Annotated in this window: 10 protein-coding genes; 4 read left to right on the forward strand and 6 right to left on the reverse strand. The window is 63.8% G+C overall.

What is annotated here, in order from left to right; genetic code table 11:
• Positions 1-76 precede the first annotated feature (76 nt).
• The gene (locus L6639_RS14775; protein WP_237862406.1) at positions 77-853 is read left to right on the forward strand and encodes a TatD family hydrolase; all 777 of its coding nucleotides are present in this window, start codon (positions 77-79) and stop codon (positions 851-853) included.
• A 13-nt stretch (positions 854-866) separates the two neighbouring features.
• A complete protein-coding gene (locus L6639_RS14780; protein WP_237862407.1) occupies positions 867-1664 on the forward strand; it encodes an MBL fold metallo-hydrolase in 798 nt (265 codons plus the stop codon).
• Between the two features lie 26 nt (positions 1665-1690).
• Here L6639_RS14780 and L6639_RS14785 read toward each other — a convergent pair whose 3' ends face one another.
• The 5 genes from L6639_RS14785 to L6639_RS14805 form a co-directional block, all read right to left on the reverse strand.
• A complete protein-coding gene (locus L6639_RS14785) occupies positions 1691-3340 on the reverse strand; it encodes an acyl-CoA synthetase (RefSeq protein ID WP_237862408.1) in 1650 nt (549 codons plus the stop codon).
• A gap of 26 nt (positions 3341-3366) precedes the next feature.
• A complete protein-coding gene (locus tag L6639_RS14790) occupies positions 3367-5256 on the reverse strand; it encodes a TRAP transporter large permease (RefSeq protein ID WP_237862409.1) in 1890 nt (629 codons plus the stop codon).
• Between the two features lie 15 nt (positions 5257-5271).
• Positions 5272-6291, reverse strand: coding sequence for a TRAP transporter substrate-binding protein (locus tag L6639_RS14795; RefSeq protein WP_237862410.1), 1020 nt, complete (start codon positions 6289-6291; stop codon positions 5272-5274).
• A gap of 454 nt (positions 6292-6745) precedes the next feature.
• Positions 6746-6964 (reverse strand): hypothetical protein, encoded by a 219-nt coding sequence (locus tag L6639_RS14800; protein ID WP_237862411.1) that lies wholly within the window; start codon positions 6962-6964, stop codon positions 6746-6748.
• A complete protein-coding gene (locus L6639_RS14805; protein ID WP_237862412.1) occupies positions 6961-8259 on the reverse strand; it encodes a DUF2254 domain-containing protein in 1299 nt (432 codons plus the stop codon). The genes L6639_RS14800 and L6639_RS14805 overlap by 4 nt, the downstream gene beginning before the upstream one ends.
• Before the next feature lie 151 nt (positions 8260-8410).
• Between L6639_RS14805 and L6639_RS14810 the strand changes: the two genes are divergently transcribed.
• Entirely contained in the window at positions 8411-8860 is a 450-nt protein-coding gene (locus L6639_RS14810) for a DUF1622 domain-containing protein (RefSeq protein WP_237862413.1), read from the forward strand.
• Positions 8861-9283: 423 nt separating this feature from the next.
• Positions 9284-14053: a hypothetical protein gene (locus L6639_RS14815; protein WP_237862414.1), complete on the forward strand. Its 4770-nt coding sequence runs from the start codon at positions 9284-9286 to the stop codon at positions 14051-14053.
• A 14-nt stretch (positions 14054-14067) separates the two neighbouring features.
• On the opposite strand, the gene L6639_RS14820 is transcribed toward L6639_RS14815, so the two are convergent.
• Entirely contained in the window at positions 14068-17109 is a 3042-nt protein-coding gene (locus tag L6639_RS14820; protein ID WP_338076535.1) for an ATP-binding protein, read from the reverse strand.
• Between the last annotated feature and the right edge of the window lie 231 nt (positions 17110-17340).

Here is a 17340-nt window from a genome sequence, read left to right on the forward strand (position 1 = left end):
CCCCTGACGCTTCCCCTACCTGTGAACGGCTGGTCCCGACTGGCCTCAGGATTTGTTTGGAAAGCGATACTCGGAGATGTTGGTCGACAGTCACTGCCACCTGGATTTCCCGGACTTTGCGGAGGATCTCGACGGGATCGTGTCGCGTGCCCGCGCGGCCGGGATTGGCCGCATGGTCACGATCTCGACACGGGTGCGAAAGCTCGGTCAGCTTCTCGCCATCGCCGAGCGCTATGATGACGTCTATTGCTCGGTCGGCACCCATCCGCACAATGCGGATGAGGAAGACTGCATCTCGCCGGACGAGTTGATCGCGCTGACACGGCATCCCAAGGTGATCGCGCTCGGCGAAGCCGGGCTCGACTATTTCTACGATGATGGCTCACCGGAGGCGCAGGCGAGGGGCTTTCGTGCCCATATCGCCGCCGCGCGCGCCACCGGCCTGCCGCTGGTGATCCACACCCGCGAGGCAGATGAGGATTGCGCCCGCATCCTGGAGGAGGAGGCGGCAACGGGATCGTTTCGCGCCGTGCTGCATTGTTACACCGGCGGGCGTGAGCTGGCGCTCAAGGCGGTGTCGCTCGGGCTCTATGTGGGATTCACGGGCATCTTGACCTTCAAGAAGTCGGATACTCTGCGCGCCCTCGCGGCCGAACTACCTGCTGACCGTATTCTGGTTGAAACAGACTCGCCTTACCTTGCGCCGGGCAAGTTCCGGGGCAAGCGCAACGAGCCGGCCTATGTGGTCGAGGTCGCCAAGGTGCTGGCCGAAACGCGCGGCGTGTCGCTCGATGAGATTTCACGCCAGACGACTGAAAATTTCTTCCGCCTGTTCTCCAAGGTGAAAGCTTGAGGTTGGTAGCCGCATGACGCTGACGCTGACGATCCTGGGCTGCGGCTCCTCCGCCGGTGTGCCGCGTCCCGCCCTCGGCTGGGGCGCATGCGATCCCACCAACCCCAAGAACCGCCGCCGCCGCTGCTCGCTGCTGGTCGAAAAGACATCTCATCACGGCACCACGCGCATTGTGATCGATACCTCGCCCGACCTGCGCGAGCAGCTCATCTCGACCGATGTCGACCACATCGACGCGGTGTTCCTGACGCATGAACATGCCGATCAGACCCACGGCATGGACGATCTGCGTCCGGTCGTGATGCACATGCGCAGGCGCATTCCGGTCTATTTCAATCAGTCGACCGCGAAAGACATCCTGGCGCGGTTCTCCTATTGCTTCATCGCGCCGGAGGGCAGCGACTATCCGCCGATCCTCGTCAGGCATTCGATCGAGGCCGGCGGGAGCCAGATCATCAGCGGCAAGGGCGGCGAGGTGACCATGACCGCCTTTCTGGTCCAGCACGGCAACATTCCAGCGCTCGGCTATCGCATCGGCAATGCAGCCTACACGCCTGACCTCAACGACATCCCCCGGGAGAGCTGGGACGCTTTGGAAAACCTCGATCTATGGATCGTCGATGGCCTGCGCTACACCCAGCATGTCAGCCATTTCAGCATCAGCGACGCCTTGTCGTGGATCGAGCGCTTCAAGCCCAAGCGCGCCGTCATCACCAACATGACGGCGGATGTCGATTATGAGGTGATCCGGCAGAAGCTACCCGCGAGCGTGGTGCCGGCCTATGACGGCTTAAGGCTGGAGACGCATTAGCCTGCCAGCAGCGTACCACCGCTAAACTAGGTCGAGATCGCCTTCGCCGATCCAACCTCGTTGCGCAAAAGGAATTTCTGGATCTTGCCCGTCGACGTCTTCGGGATTGGTCCGAACACGACGGCCTTCGGCGTCTTGAAGCCGCTCATATGCGTGCGGCAGAAGGCGATGATCTCGGCCTCGCTCGCGCTGGCGCCATCCTTCAGCTCGACGAAGGCGCAAGGCACCTCGCCCCATTTCGGATCGGGCTTGGCGACGACGGCGGCGAACAGCACGGCCGGGTGCTTGTAGAGGATGTCCTCGACCTCGACGGACGAAATGTTCTCGCCGCCGGAAATGATGATGTCTTTGGAGCGGTCCTTGATGATGACGTAGCCGTGCTCGTCGAGCACGCCGAGATCGCCGGTGTGAAACCAGCCGCCCTCGAACGCTTCTTTCGTCGCCTTCTCGTTCTTGAGATAGCCCTTCATCACGATGTTGCCGCGGAACATGACCTCGCCGATGGTCTCGCCGTCGCGCGGCACCTCCTGCATTGTCTGCGGATCGATGACGGTGACGCCTTCCTCGAGCGGGTAGGGCACGCCCTGCCGGCGCTTCATCTTGGCGCGCTCGGCGGGCGGCAACTCGTCCCAGCCGGGCTGTTCGGCGCAGACGGAGGCGGGGCCGTAGACCTCGGTCAGGCCATACACATGCGTGAGCTTGATGCCGATATTTTCGGCGCCTTCAAGCACTGCAACCGGCGGCGCTGCGCCGGCGATCAGGCCGACGACGCGGCGGGCCGCGTTGCCTCTTGGCGCATCGGGCGCATTGATCAGCGTGTTGTACACGATCGGCGCGCCGCACATGTGGGTGACGCCATGCCGCCCGATCAACTCGAAGATCTTGGTCGGCTCGACCTTGCGCAGGCAAACATTGATGCCGGCGGCCGCTGCAAGCGTCCAGGGGAAGCACCAGCCGTTGCAATGGAACATTGGCAAGGTCCAGAGATAGACCGGATGCTGGCCGAGATTGCCGGCGAGAATGTTGCTGACGGCGTTGAGATACGCGCCGCGATGATGGGTGACGACGCCTTTGGGATTGCCCGTGGTGCCCGAGGTATAGCTCAGCGCGATCGCGTCCCATTCGTCGCTCGGAAGGATCGCCGTGAAATTCGGATCACCTTGGGCGAGGGCGGACTCGTACTCGATCTCGCCGATGCGCTTACCACCCTTGAAGGCGGTATCGTCGACGTCGATCACGAACGGCTTCGGTCCGGCCATCTGTTCCAGCGCATCGGTGATCACGCCTGAAAATTCAGGATCAACCAGAATGATCTTGGCGCCGCCGTGGTCGAGCTGAAACGCGATCGAAGGCGCATCAAGGCGGATGTTGAGTGCGTTGAGCACCGCGCCGGTCATGGGGACCGCGAAATGCGCCTCGTTCATTGCCGGGATGTTCGGCAGCATCGCAGCGACCGTGTCGCCGACGCCGATGCCCTTGCCGGCAAGATAGGAGGCAAAGCGCTTGCAACGCTCATGCGTTTGGCGCCAGGTGAAGCTGCGGCCCTCATAGACCGTGCTGACGTGATCGGGATAGACAGCGGCACTGCGCGCAAGGAAGCTCAGCGGCGACAGCGGCACGTAATTGGCGGGGGTCTTGTCGAGGCCGATATTGTACTGGTTCTGCCGATCACTCATCGACACCCTCCTCTTGACGCCGTGCGTTACAGGAATCCGATCGAGATCCAGGGGAACACCGCGACGACGATTAATCCCACCAGCAGCGCCAGCAGATAGCCCCAGATCGGCTTGATGCCCTCGGCCGGGTCGACGCGTCCGATGGCGCAAGCGGCATAATAGCCGACGCCGAACGGCGGAGCGAATAGCCCGATACCCATCGCCAGAATGATGATCATGGCGTAGTGCACCTCGTGCACGCCGACGGCCCGTGCGATCGGAAACAGCAGCGGCCCGAACAGCACGATCGCAGGAATGCCCTCCAGCACGCTGCCGAGGATCGTGAAGGCCAGGATCGACACGGCGATGAAGGTCGCAGCGCCCCCTGGCAATCCGGTCATGGCGGAGGCCAGCGAGCGCGAGAAGCCTGATTGCGTCAGGCCCCAGGCCATGCCTGTGGCCGTGCCGATGATCAGCAGGATCGCACCCGACAGCGCCGCCGTCTCGACCAGCATCGGAAACAGCCGCTGCCAGTCGAAGCGGCGGTAGATGATCAGGCCGACGAGGGCGCCATAGACGATGCCGATGGTGGAGACTTCGGTGGCAGTCGCAATGCCTTCGACGACGGCGTATCGGATCACGAAGGGCAGTGCGAGCGCGGGCAGGGCGATGACGAAGGTCTTGCCGATCTCGCTACCGGTGGCGCGGCGAACATGGCTCATGTCCTCGTGGCGATAGCGCCACCACACCAGCATACAGAGCGTGAACGCGAGCACGACGCCCGGCAGCAGGCCGCCGGTGAAGAGGGCGGCGATCGAGACGCCGGTGACCGAGCCGATCGTGATCAGCACCAGGCTTGGCGGAATGGTTTCAGTCTGGGCGCCGGTCGCCGCCAGCAGCGCGACGAGATCGCCGGGCCTGGCACCACGCTGCTTCATCTCAGGAAACAGCACGGGCGCGACCGCAGCCATGTCCGCGGCCTTGGCGCCGGATATCCCGGAGACCAGGTACATGGCGCCGACCAGCACATAGTGCAGGCCGCCGCGGACATGGCCGAGCAGGCTCGCCAGGAACGCCACCATGGCCCGGGCCATGCCGGTCATCTCGATCAGCAGGCCCAGAAACACGAAGAGCGGCACGGACAGCAGGATGAGATGGCTCATGCCTTCGTCCATCCGTCCGACCAGGACCATGACCGGCGTGTGCGTGGTCAGCGCCAGATAGCCGAAGATCGCAAGGCCAAAGCCGAACGCAATGGGAACGCCGGCGAAGACGCAAAAGCCGGCGACGCCGACGAAGAAGATGAGGAGATTGAGATTGCCGAGCGGCCGCAGGTAGGGCTGTGCCAGCCAGAACAGCCCGACCACGAGAGCGACCGACAGCACGGCTGTCAGCACCATCCGGTAGTCGGCCGCGCGCACCAGACGCAGCAGCGCGAATGCCGCCATCAGGCAGAGCCCGACCGGCAGCGCGACGGCGCGCCACATGTTCGATATCTGGAGCGCCGGCGTGGTAATGAAGCTCTCTTCGTACGCGTACTCGTAGGCCGGCCAGACGATCATCGCGAGGAACGCCAACGCGGCAGAGACCGCCACCAGATCGAGCCAGGCCCGCATCGCAGGCCCGGCGCTGGCGACGATCGCGGTCATGCGCATGTGCTCGGAGCGGCGGAACGCCACCGCCGCGCCCAGCATGGCCAGCCACAGGAACAGGATTGAGGCCAGCTCGTCCGACCAGATCAGCGGCCGGTGCAAGCCGTAGCGCGCGACCACGCCGGCGAACAGGATCACGATCTCGGTCACGACCAGGATCGCCGCGGGGATCTCGACGGCGAGGCCGAGAAGGCGCTCCAGCGAGGCCAGCAACGAAGATCGGCGAGGGGACTGAACGGCCACCTCGCCCACCACTTCGCTCACCTGAACCCCGACCTGAGCCATGACGGCCCCAACGCGTTACGACAGCTTGCCGACGGCCTTTTCCAGCAGCTCCCAGGCCTGCTCGCCATATTTGCCCTTCCACTCGGCATAGAAGCCGGCGGAGCGCAGCTTGTCGCGGAATGGCGCGACCGTGGGCTGGTTGAAGGTCAGGCCCTTGCCTGCGAGCTCCTGCCGGAGATTGGCGTTCAGCTTAGCGGTATCCTCGCGCTCCTTGAGGGCGGCGGCGTTGATGTTCTTGGCGACGATGGTCTTGATGTCGTCAGGCAGCGCAGCCCAGGCTTTGCGGTTGGCCAGGAACCAGAAGCCGTCCCACATGTGGTTGGTCAGCGAGCAGTATTTCTGCACCTCGTAGAGCTTTGCCGTCGAGATGATCGCCAGCGGGTTCTCCTGGCCCTCGACGATCTTGGTCTGGAGCGCGGAATAGACCTCGGCGAAGTTGATCGAGGCGGGCGCGGCGTCGAACGCCTTGAACATCGAGGTCCACAGCGGCGACACCGGGACACGGATCTTGAAGCCCTTGAAGTCATCGGGCCCGGTGATCGGCTTGGTCGACGACGTGGTCTGGCGGAAGCCGTTGTCCCAGATCTTGTCCATGACCTCGAGACCTGCCTTCTTGATCTCGCCGCGGACAAAGGCGCCGAGGTCGCCGTCCATGGCCTTCCAGACCGTGTCATAATCCGGGAAAGCGAAGCCGATGCCATTGATGGACGCGGCCGGAACCAGGGTCGACAGGATCAGGCCCGACAGCGTGAAGAACTCGACGCCGCCGGAGCGGATCTGGCTGAGCATGTCGGTGTCGGACCCGAGCTGGTTGTTCGGGAAGATCTGGAGGTCGAACTTGCCGCCGGTCTCGCTCTTGATCGCCGCAGCCATCTCCTTGGCGCGGACGTTCAGCGGGTGCGAGTCAGGCAGGTTGTTGGCGTACTTGTAGGTGAACTCGGCAGCCTGGGCACGCGCCACATAGGGCGCGCTGACGCCGCCAAAAAAGGCGGTCGCGGCGGTGGCCTTGAGAAGCGTGCGGCGGGAAAAACTCATGGGTCTGCTTCCTCGGAAGTTTGTTCTTGTTATGAGACGCAAACCTATACGGCCGTCTGGTCAGCAGTCATCTGCGATCTCGCGAAGCTCGCTTATTGCAGCCGGACAAGGTCGCGGCAATATCGGCTTTCGGCGTGCCCAGCCGCGATCCAAAACGCGAAAACAACCCCATGCACAGTAGGCGTCAAGATTGCAGGCCATCCGCGATGGCACGACCCAAGATTGGTGCTGGAGTGAAGGCGACGTGGCAGAACTTCGACCTAAATAACTGATCTAATTCGATATAAATATATTCCATAATATACCTTATGCGAATTACGGATTGGCTGATGCAGCGCAGCCGGACGGCGATCACACCACTCATCGCCGCTATGAGCGGCCCCGCTCCGGCCCGTGGGCCGCCCGGCGCCAGAGCACTGCGCTGTCCAGGAAGAGCGGCGCGAGGAACTGGTCCTCACGCGCGCCAAGGCGGTCGCGCAGAAACCCCACGAACCACAGGAATGAGATTGAGCGCGAGCGCGACGTTGCCGTGCCGCTGTGAGGCCAGGCTCCGGGTCGAGCGCATCAGCCAGAACGCCGCAGGCAGCAGCACCGAAAACGGGGTGCCGGAGGCAGCAGCGAGGCCGTGGTGCTCGCGGTTCTGCACGGGGCGCTCGGTCGTTTCAGCGATCACGATGCCGCCCGTCCCTTCTGCTCGGTTAAGCCCGCGCCGGACGCGGCCCCTACCTCCTGGCGGTGCGACAAGCCGAGCCCCTGCCGGTCCTCGATACGGGCGGCCGCGCGGTCCTCAGGATCGAAGGTTGATCGCTCGATTCCGGAATCGAGATGACCGAGATAGGCGCGAACCAGTTTCGCACGCTCACCGTCGACACAGACGGACAACTCCACCAGGGCTGCGCGCAGACGACGCATCACCTGGATCGAGGTCGATCCGAACTGCCGGATCTCGTCGAAGGCGAGCGCGAGGTAATCCTCCCAGGACGGCATCCGATAAATCACCCTCAGAATGTCGTCCTCGTCATATGCGCGGCAGGTTTCAAGGTCGCATTTCGCCAGCCGTCGCAGCAGATCTTCGATCTGGTCGATGGCCTGCACGGCAGTTGTGGGGTCGTTGATGGCGGGAGACAGCGCCTTGATCGCGACATCGACCAGCAGGCGCATGGCATATTTGGGATCCTGGTCAAAGGTCCGTTGGTCGTCAAGATGGACGTGACGACGCAGCTCTTTTTCGGAGAGGACAGCGCCCGCCCCGTGGGCTCGCAGAACCACAGTGTCTTCGAGCAGCGTGTCGCCGACGCCGCACTCGATCACCACGAGACCGTCCATGCGGCGGGCAAGCGCGACCAGCCGCGAAATATCGATCGATGTCACCGATTGCGGCCTTCCGACGTGCCTGACGATCAGCTCCGGCCGCGCAGGTTGCTCCTGCGGTCGCGCGCGCGTTCCAGATACGGGCCACTGGGCGGCCTGATAGGTGCTGACGATGACCTGGCGGCCGGTATCGCCGAGCGTCTGCAGCACGCGCACGATCTGAAGATTGTTCAAGCGCTGGACGAGCTGCGCCAGCATCAACACACTGACCATCAGCATGGCCGCCACGATCGCTGCGGACAGGAAGGGTACGCCTTGGGTACCCTGGCGGTCGACCCAGGCCAACGTGGCCAGGCTGTACATGAAGGTCGCGACGAACATGCCGAGCGAGTGAAACAACAGCCGGTCGCGCGCGAACCAGACGACGAGACGTGGGGAATAGACCACCGCATTGAACTGAACCAGTACGAAGGCGATCGAGAAGACAATGCCAGTCAGCGCCATCATTCCCGAGGCAACCGCGGACAGATACGCCTGAGCAGAGGACGTGGACAAATTGAGACTAACGGCCAGAAACGCTGACTCGAAGCGCGGCACGAGAAAGCCCGCCGCGATGCTCGCAGCGGCGTAGAGAGTGGGGATCAGCCAGAGCTGCATGCCACTTCCTTTCCGTTGTCCCGCAATCTGGATCGGTGAACCGTCGAGTATTTAGCATCTTCGTGATTGCCTGCGGCTCGTTGATCTCGATCAACAATGGGCACGACGATCCGTGGATCGATCAAAAGTCGATGCGACAAGAGCCTCGACCATGAACTTCGCCGTCGATTCCCCGCCCTCCTTTGAGACTGCCACCAGCCATTGGATTCACCTCATCGGCGTTGGCATCGAGATATTCGGCGTCTTCATCATCGTCGTGGGGATCATCTGGTCCGCCCGTTACATCCTCGGATCAAACCCGGTCGGGCCAGGACAGCTTGGGCAAGAGATCAAGTCTCGCTACGACAACTACAAGATCAGCATCGGGCGGTCGCTTCTGCTCGGCCTCGAGGTGCTGGTTGCCGCGGATATCGTGAAGACGATCGCCATCGAGCTGACATTCATGAGCTTGGGCCTGCTCGCCGGCCTCGTTGTGGTCCGCACCTTCCTGAGCTGGACCCTGACGCTCGAGATCGAGGGCCGCTGGCCTTGGCAGCACGAGCCGGTGTCGGCGCGCGGGACGGAGCGGCAGCAAAGCTCCTCGGAAGCTGTGCCGAGCTGAGGCGCGTTCGCCGCGTCGTCCGGCCTTCGAAATGGGCTCTCCTGTGCCCCTCCGACGGCGGCGCGCTGCCGAGGTCAATGAATCGCATGTGGATCGAGCCGTAGCGCCGGTTAGGCGCCCTCCCCAATGGAGCTGCTTTGCTTGGTTCGTGCGACTGGGGCGCTCCGCACCAAAAATGAATCAAAAAGTGTGGGCCAGTTCATAGAACCGCCAGCGCCGGAACAGCACAGTTGAAGTTTAGAAATAGCGACTTTGGGTTGAGGTGCCGCCGACTTTGCGACCGAAGGCATCGGGCAAATTCTTATGGCCGAGCCGGCCGATCTCATACGAGCTTAAAGTGCATTTGGTAAAATAGTACGCAAAAGATGTATTTCGGCTGGGTCGCGACGACAGGTCGGCCGCCAGCCGCCAGGGAGGCAGGACATGCGTCGCGATTTGACCATCAAGACCGGCAGCATGGCCGGCACGTCGGATTTCAGGGTGTTGGCTCCGATCAAGAAGGGGTTCGTGCCGTCCCTGGACGCGACCACGTACAAGACGCGGGCCAAATACGTTCTGCGGGGGCTGAATGGCGGACGTGCGAGCGCATATGAATACGAACTCGCCCGCGTCCTGTCCGACTCCGTGGACCGTGTGGGACGCATCCATTCCGTTGGCATCGCCGTGCTCGAGCCCGAGGACGGTACCGAGGACCCCGTCGACTATGTGCTGCTGACGGCAACATTCGACGGGTCCTGGGAGGCCTATGTCCGCGTCATCTGGCAGAAGGCCGCGCGCCTGCTCGATCTCATCTTCTGCAATACCGAGGGCTATGTCCTCGGTTACGAAAACACCTATGAAGACTGGGGCATCTGGCTGAAGAGCCGGCAGAGTGAAGCCTACTTCCTCTACACCACGCCGGATCTGACCGTGGACGACACCCGCTTCCTGCGGATGGAAGAGCGGGTTTATCGGCGCGCCTCGGGCGCCGGTGCCGACAAGATCGTCACGGAAATCAAAATTCCCTCGCCGGAAGAGATTGCGCGACGGTCCATCTTCCAAGTGGACGGCCTGATCGGCGTCGATCCCACCGACGCAGGCTTCAGCAAGCCCCTCACCCTCGAGGCCGCCGGTCGGCCCCCTTTCCGTCACGGCGTACGCGCGCTCGCCGGGCTCTACCATCTGGCCGACTTCTACCCACCCGGCACGCATGACGGGGTGATCCTGCACCGTGCGGCGCATGAGCTGCTGCCGGAATTCGTCACCATGATCAACGACGGCAACAGCTACGCCGAAGGCATAGGCCGCGCGCGCCTGCGCATTGACGAAGCGATGACGTGGCTGATGACCCCGCCCGATGTCGCGGAGCCGCGGCGCGACCTGCCATCCATCCCGCCGATCGAACAGAGGTTGCAGGAGCCCGGCAACGTGCAGGCCGGGATCGTGAACCCCTACCCGGATTCGGACCATGGCGGCCTGCTGCTGTTGCAATTTGTGACGCCGGCTGCACTCGCGGCGTTCTTGAACGAACTAAAGGTGACGACCGAAGCCGACGCTCTGAGCGCGGGGCAGATCGTCACCAACATCGCCTTCACGGTCGAGGGCCTGCGCCACGCCGGCCTGACGGATGATGAGGTGCGCAGCCTGCCGGATGAGTTCGTGCAGGGCATGCAACGGCGCGCCGGCCTGCTGGGCGACGTCCGCTGGAATCATCCTGAGCGATGGCGCCTGCCGGCGAGCAACTGGACGCTCGGGGCTGATGCGCCGGACCTGCGTGCAGATGATCCTACTCCGCGCATCGACCTGGGCGCCGTCCACGCCATGCTTCAGCTGCGTCACTTGTCTACGGCGACGCCGATGGCGGAGACGAGAGCAGCGTTGCTGGCCGAGATGAAGCGTCTGGTCGACGTGGATCCCGGCGTCAGGCCGCTCTCGATCCAGTGGATGCAGCGGCAGCGCGATGCCGCCGGTAACGTCCAGGACCATTTCGGTTTCAAGGACGGGACGTCCAATCCGGTGCTCAACAAACGCGATGCCGGCCTGCGCTATTCCAATCAGGTACATCTCGGCGAGATCCTGTGCGGCTATCCGAACGTGGCCGACAAGACCGCCCCTTACGGCGACGCCAGCAATCGCGCTCACGCCATGCTTCGCGACGGCAGTTTTCTGGCGCTGCGCAAACTGCGGCAGGATATCGAGGAGCTGGAGGAGGTCCTGCTTCGCAGCACGCGGCAGGCGACCGACGCGGCGGCCGCCGGCGACCCCACCCCAGTCCTGACGCGCGAGACGCTTCTGGCCAAGATGATGGGGCGCTGGCCCACCGGCCACCCGAAGGCGGGCGAGCCGCTCACCCCTACTCCACCAGCCGGCCCGGGGTTCAATGACTTCAACTATGATTACGACACGAAGGCCCAGTCCTGCCCGTTCCACGCGCACATCAGGCGCGCAAATCCACGGGTGCGATTGACTCTGGCCGACGGCGGCGCCCGGCCGCCGCGTATCGTCCGACGCGGCATGTCCTACGGTCCGCCCGTCAAGCGTGGCGACGCGCAGGCTGCCAAGGATGCCCTGCAACAGGAGCGCGGTCTCGTCTTCATGGCCTACAACGCCAGCCTCGGCGAGCAGTTCGAGGTGGTGCAGAGCTGGCTCGCCGGCGGCAACAGCTCGGGCAGTTCCTCCGGGGAGAGCGATCCGTTCCTCGGTCTCGCCGAAGCTGGTCGTCTCCGGCATTTCCGTTTCGAGCACGAAGGCCAGACCGTTCGCATGTCGCTCGACGGTTCGGACCGGCTCCACGACGAACCCCGCCCCTTCGTTCGTCTCGAATGGGGCGCGTATTTCTTCGCGCCATCGAAGAAGGCGTTGGCGAGCTTGCAACAATGGGCCGCAAGCCTCGGCCGCAAGCCGCTGGTGCCGTGGAGCGTGGACGATGGTGAAAAAGAAATCGCACGGCTGCGCGAGATCGAGCGCGTCGAGGGCGAAGCCGCTGCGATGGCAGGCTGGAAGACGGCGATCGAGGACCCGGATTCAGCTGCGAATTTCATCAATGCGTCGGTATGGGCTGCGATCCGCGAGCGCCACGGCGGCGTGCTGCGCACACCCTTCGGGGTGCTGGTGGCCGACCGGGACATGGTCACACAGGTGCTGACCGATCCGTACCGCCATTTGACGATCACCGGCTATCTCCCCCGCATGCAAGTGTCGTTCGGCATTCTCTATCTCGGCCGCGACGCCGGACAGGAAGACCAGGCCTACGAGCAGGAGTCCGCTGTCTGCAATGACGCCATCATGGCTCTCGACCAGCCAGCCGCATTCGCGCTTGCACGTGCGACCACCCAGAAAGTCCTGCAAACTCTGGTAGACCTATCGATCGGCTTTGCCCAGGCCGACGGCGAAGCGAGCTGGGAGCTGACGGTCGATGTGCGCGAGCTGCTGGAGCCGCTGCTGGCCGTGTTCTGTGAAGAGTGGTTCGGGCTGACCCAGGACGGAGGTTTCTTCCGCCGCGCCGGCTATCGCTGGGACTGGACGCCTGGCCAGCCACCCAACTATCCCGGCCATTTCCTGTCACCCTCGCGTTACATCTTCCAACCGCATCCCAATCAGCAGGTGGAGGCGATTGGTGCTGCGCACGGCTCGGCGGCACGGACCGCCATGATCGGCTTCCTCAACCGCTTCAACGCTACGATCAAGGCGCCCGTGACACGGGCCGTGCTCGATTCCCAACGGGCTCAGGGCGACATCCCGTTTGTGGCGCGCACCATTACCGGCTCCATGATGGGCTTCATTCCAACCGTCGAAGGCAATTTGCGCAGGATCTTGAATGAATGGCTGCGCGAAGGGACCTTGTGGTCGTTGCGCGCGCGCTATGCCGGCACGGCCGCAACGGATTACACCGATGCCCTCAACCGGTTGGGAGACGACTTCATTCCCGCGATGCAGCTGCGTGCGGTGCCCGAATTGATATGGCGGACGGCTGTCGCGTCATTCGCGTTGGGGACGGGCGAGCACACGGTCGATGTCAAGCCGGGCGACATCGTCGTCGCCGGCGCGGTCTCCGCGACACAGCAGAACCTCGTCGACGGCCGTAAGGACTACTATCACGCCTTCGGCGGCAACCGGAGGGTCGCGGGCCATCCCACGCATGCGTGTCCCGGCGCGCATCCGGCGCTGGCCGTGATGTTGGGTTTCTTCAGCGGCCTGGTGGAGTCGACGCTGCCGTTGCGCGCGGGCCCCGCGCCGCTGACGTTGAGTTTGGACGGAAGGCTGCCGGAAAACCCCGGCTCTCCCCTCACCCTTGCCCTGGAGACCAGAATGCTAACCGCCAACGATTTTCGTGCATTCGAATTGCGTTCGCCGTCTGTTGCCGCGCTCCACGATCCCCATGAATTTCAGATCCAGGAGGCCAAGAAGCTCCAGAAAGTGGCCACGGCCCAACTCGTGACACTCGGTGACTCCTGGCTGTTCAAATTCCCATTCGGCCTCCGGCCAAGCCTCGTCTCTTCGCTCGAGAAGCTCGGCTATGTTGCGGCTGACAGCCAGCGCTTCGGCACGTATGGCCGGCGGCTGGAGGAGATGGCCGGCGCCAATAGTCTGGATGAGATAAGGAACTGCTTCCAGAACCCCGATCCCTCCGTACCGGCACCGCAGGCCATGCTGATCGGTGGCGGCGGAAATGACGTGGTCTCCGGCTACACCTCGCCGGCGAGCACGCCGCTGTACAAGATGCTGCTCCAGGCGCCGCCCGCCGGCACCGATCCGCTGATCGAGAGTGAGGTTCACGCGTTCATCGACGTCAAGATCGCGAACTTCTACCGGACGATCCTCGATTGTGTCGTCCACGAGCTGAAGGATCTGACCAACATTCCGATCCTGATCCATGACTACGATCATTCGATTCCTGACGGCCGCAAGGATCCGGTGGCAGGGCCCTGGCTGTTCCCGATCTTCCAGGCGCGCGGGATCACCGATCTGGCGGTGTCGCGAGACGTGACGCGACGTCTGATCGACAGGGTCGGCGCGATGGTGGCAACGGTCGCGGCCAGCTATCCCGGCCGCGTATTCCCCGTCAAAACCGCGGGCACGCTGGAAGCGGACCCTCGTTTTCCAGGAAATTACAAGCTGCTATGGGCCAACGAATTCCATCCGACCGAGGACGGCTTCGACCTGCTCGCCAAGGTGGTCGCCGACAAGCTCAAGAACGATTTCAATATCGGTTGAAGAGAGCCGCCAGCTTACAGGAGACGGCTTGTCTGTTCCGCATGCCAGTGCATGCCGAGCGCGTTGAGCCTTTCGGCAGCCTCGGTTGCGGTTTGACGGGCCGCTTCGCCCTGCCCTTGCTGCGCGAGAAGCTCGGCGCGCGCGGCCAGATTCAGAGCAGCATCGCGCAGCGAGCCGCGCCAGCCGGCGGAGCTCTCGGCCCGCAGCAACCAGCGCCGGCTTCGTCCAAAATCGCCCCGACGGGCCGCGAGCCTCGCGAGCGCGCGGCACGCCATTGCCTCGCCCAGCCGCTCACCCTCGCGCGCGCGGCCCAGCACATGGGCTGCATACCGCCGTGCCGTATCGACATCGCCTTCGGCCGCCGCCGCCTCGACCAGCCAGCTATATTGAACCGACGTGTAGAAGTGAAAGTTGCGCCGCTCCATCCATTGCGCGGCGTTTCGTAGCTGCTGCAAACCATCGGCGTCGCCGGTCGTGGACCAGCGGGCAAATCCGGACGCAGCGCGGCACGCTGCCAGCATCAGCAGGCTGCGCATGTTTTCGGCGGCGCGGGCGCCCTCCACGGCCAATTGCTCAGCCTCCTGCCAACGGCCTTGCCAGACCAGCGCGACCGAGATCCAATTGCGCACCGAGCTGACGACCGGATGGGTCGAACCTTCGACCAGGCTCATCGCTTCGTTGAAGCACTCGTGAGCGCCATCGAAATCGCCACGATCGGCCAGGATGCTGCCCGTGCAGGACAGCGAATAGGCCGAGCCGACGGCGATCGCGCCATGTCGGCGGCTGCGCGCAGTCGAGATGGCGGCGTCGATCAAGGCGGTGGCCTCGTCGTATTGGCAGCTCGCGGCGAGAATCTGGCCCAGCACGGCTTTTATCCGGGCGATCAGGCGCGGCTCGCCGTGCTTGTGCGCCCATTCCAGCGCCGTTCTCGTGTGCGTCACCCCTTCGCGAAAGCGGCCGAAGCCGTAGCACATGTAGCCGAGCCACTCATAGGCACCGGCCGTTGCGCCGGTGTCGCCGAGCGAGGACGCGATCGCGACCGCCCGTTCGAACACGCTGGTGTCCTCGGTCAACGACAGGGGATCGAAGATGTTGGCCATGCCGAGTTTGTTCGCCAGCAAGCACCAGCGCAGGGACTGCTCGCGCGAGCGTTCCGGCACGCGATCCAGCGCATCCATGGCGGCCTTATATTGGGACCCGGCAAGGTCCAGCGCGAAGGCGGCCATGGCCTTGTCGCCAGCGCGTTCGGCATAATGAGCCGCGTTTTCCCAATGGCCTGCGCCGCGCGAATGGTAGGCCAGGGCTTCCAGCGTATCTTCGCGATCGGCCTGCTCGGACCGCGCCAGCAAACTGGCTTCGATGCGCTTGTGCAAGGCCTGACGCTCGTGCAGGGTGATGCTGTCGTAGACAGCATCCCGCGTGATGCCGTGCTTGAAGCGAAGCACATCGCCGGCTGGATCGGCGAAGAGAAAATCCGCGTCGGCCAACGCCCGCAAGGTCTCCGCGTCGGGCTCGCTGCCGCAGGCCGCCATGAGTAGGCTTTTCGGCACCGTGTTTCCGATCACCGCGGCGGCGCGGACGACCTTCACCTGACCGGGCGGCAGGCGCGACAGGCGCGAAGCGACCAGCGTGGCGATCCATCCGCCTTGCTGGCTGCGCATCTCGAACGATGCACTGTCGTTGGCTGCGATCGAATGGCACAGCTCTTCGATGAACAATGGCACCCCGCCGGCATAGGCGTGAACACGGGCCACCAGGAAAGGATCGGCCTGTGGCACCCAGCGTCGTACGGCGATGTCGGTTTCCTGTCCCTCGAACGGCTCCAGCCGCATATGCGGCGCGCCGGAAATCCACTCGGTTCCGTCGTCGCGCGGCCGGCTGGCGAGGATGAAGCGCGGTCCGTTAGGCAATTGCAGGAGCTTTTCCAGCAACTGCCGGCTCGCGTCGTCGGACCATTGCCAATCGTCGATCACCATCATCAACGCGCCCTGCGCGGACAGGACGGTAAAGAAGCCGAGCAGGTCACCGACGACGCCATCGACGGTCATGCGACCGCCGCGCGCATCGGCACCCGTTGAGGCGAGTGCGATGATCGTTTCCGCGCGTGAACCGAGTTGGGCGAACCATGGCTGCAGGGCGTCGCGCGCCGTCTCGTCGGCCTCGGCGATGGATGCGTTCGGTCCTATTCCCAAAGATGTGCGCAGCATCTGCAGAAACGGTTGCAGCACCTCCGCACCGACATAGCTCTCGCAACTGCCCCGCAGCAGCTTGAACTGATCGGTATCGCAGTCTCGCAGCACCTCTTCCAGCAGCCGCGTTTTGCCAAGTCCAGGACCGCCGACGATGACCGCACAACGTCGCGAGACCGGCTGTGGTTCGCTGAGAAAGCCGGTCAAGAAGTCGAATGCTTCATTGCGCCCGGTGAAGGGCGTCAAGCCGCGCCTGGACGTTGCGTCAAACCGCCGGGTCACCGTGCTTCGTCGCAGCACCGCGCGCGCCTGCGGCATGTCCGGTCCCGCATCTGTCACCTGAACCGGGGCGCCGAGCTCGAAGAAATTCGCATGCGGACCGAGGGCATCAACGCTGGCGAGGATCTGGCCCGGGGCAGCCCGACGCGACAGATGCGCAGCCGTGTTCACGACATCGCCGACCAGGTCATATCGGCCGGACTCGATATCCCCCTCAGTCAGGAGCAAGGTGCCGGCGTGGATGCCCGAATGCATGCGGAGCGGCAGCAGAGCTGGGGACACGCTGTCGTGGCGCAACAACCCGACCCACCTGTGAATGTCGATGGCGGCTTCGGCGGCACGACGACCGTCATCCTCGCCGGACCGCGGATAGCCGAACACGGCGAGAACGCCATCTCCCTGCGTCCGGATGACGCGCCCACCATGCTTGGACACCGCGCGATGCCAGATGTCCCTGAGCTGCCCCAGCAGTTCGGAGAGATGTTCGGATTCGATTTCCCGGCCCAGCACGGTGGACCCGACGAGGTCAGAGAAAAGCACCGTCAATCGATGACGTTCGCCTTTCAGGTCGCGGGACTGCGTGTTCATCGGCGCTGTCGAGGCCAGCTCGTTCCCAAACAGCAAGCACGGCCCAAGCTGGCGCCAGACCGGATGCCGCAAGATATATCATACACGCCCGCAAGTTGCCGGCTAGCGTCCGCAGGTGCAAAGGTAAATCTCGCGCAGCGGCATTTGCGAATGACAGATTCGCGGCCGCGGCCGCCTGAAAACCAGCTCTAATCACCTGATGCACGCCCCTCGGGCGGATCACCCAAATAA

The organism is Bradyrhizobium zhengyangense (assembly GCF_022012555.1).
Lineage (GTDB): Bacteria > Pseudomonadota > Alphaproteobacteria > Rhizobiales > Xanthobacteraceae > Bradyrhizobium > Bradyrhizobium zhengyangense.

What these genes read in the sequence shown, in the direction of transcription:
- L6639_RS14775 (WP_237862406.1), top strand. Translation starts at nt 77, where the DNA reads ATGTTGGTCGACAGTCACTGCCACCTGGATTTCCCGGACTTTGCGGAG.
- L6639_RS14780 (WP_237862407.1), top strand. Translation starts at nt 867, where the DNA reads ATGACGCTGACGCTGACGATCCTGGGCTGCGGCTCCTCCGCCGGTGTG.
- L6639_RS14785 (WP_237862408.1), bottom strand. Translation starts at nt 3,340, where the DNA reads ATGAGTGATCGGCAGAACCAGTACAATATCGGCCTCGACAAGACCCCC.
- L6639_RS14790 (WP_237862409.1), bottom strand. Translation starts at nt 5,256, where the DNA reads ATGGCTCAGGTCGGGGTTCAGGTGAGCGAAGTGGTGGGCGAGGTGGCC.
- L6639_RS14795 (WP_237862410.1), bottom strand. Translation starts at nt 6,291, where the DNA reads ATGAGTTTTTCCCGCCGCACGCTTCTCAAGGCCACCGCCGCGACCGCC.
- L6639_RS14805 (WP_237862412.1), bottom strand. Translation starts at nt 8,259, where the DNA reads ATGCAGCTCTGGCTGATCCCCACTCTCTACGCCGCTGCGAGCATCGCG.
- L6639_RS14810 (WP_237862413.1), top strand. Translation starts at nt 8,411, where the DNA reads ATGAACTTCGCCGTCGATTCCCCGCCCTCCTTTGAGACTGCCACCAGC.
- L6639_RS14815 (WP_237862414.1), top strand. Translation starts at nt 9,284, where the DNA reads ATGCGTCGCGATTTGACCATCAAGACCGGCAGCATGGCCGGCACGTCG.
- L6639_RS14820 (WP_338076535.1), bottom strand. Translation starts at nt 17,109, where the DNA reads ATGAACACGCAGTCCCGCGACCTGAAAGGCGAACGTCATCGATTGACG.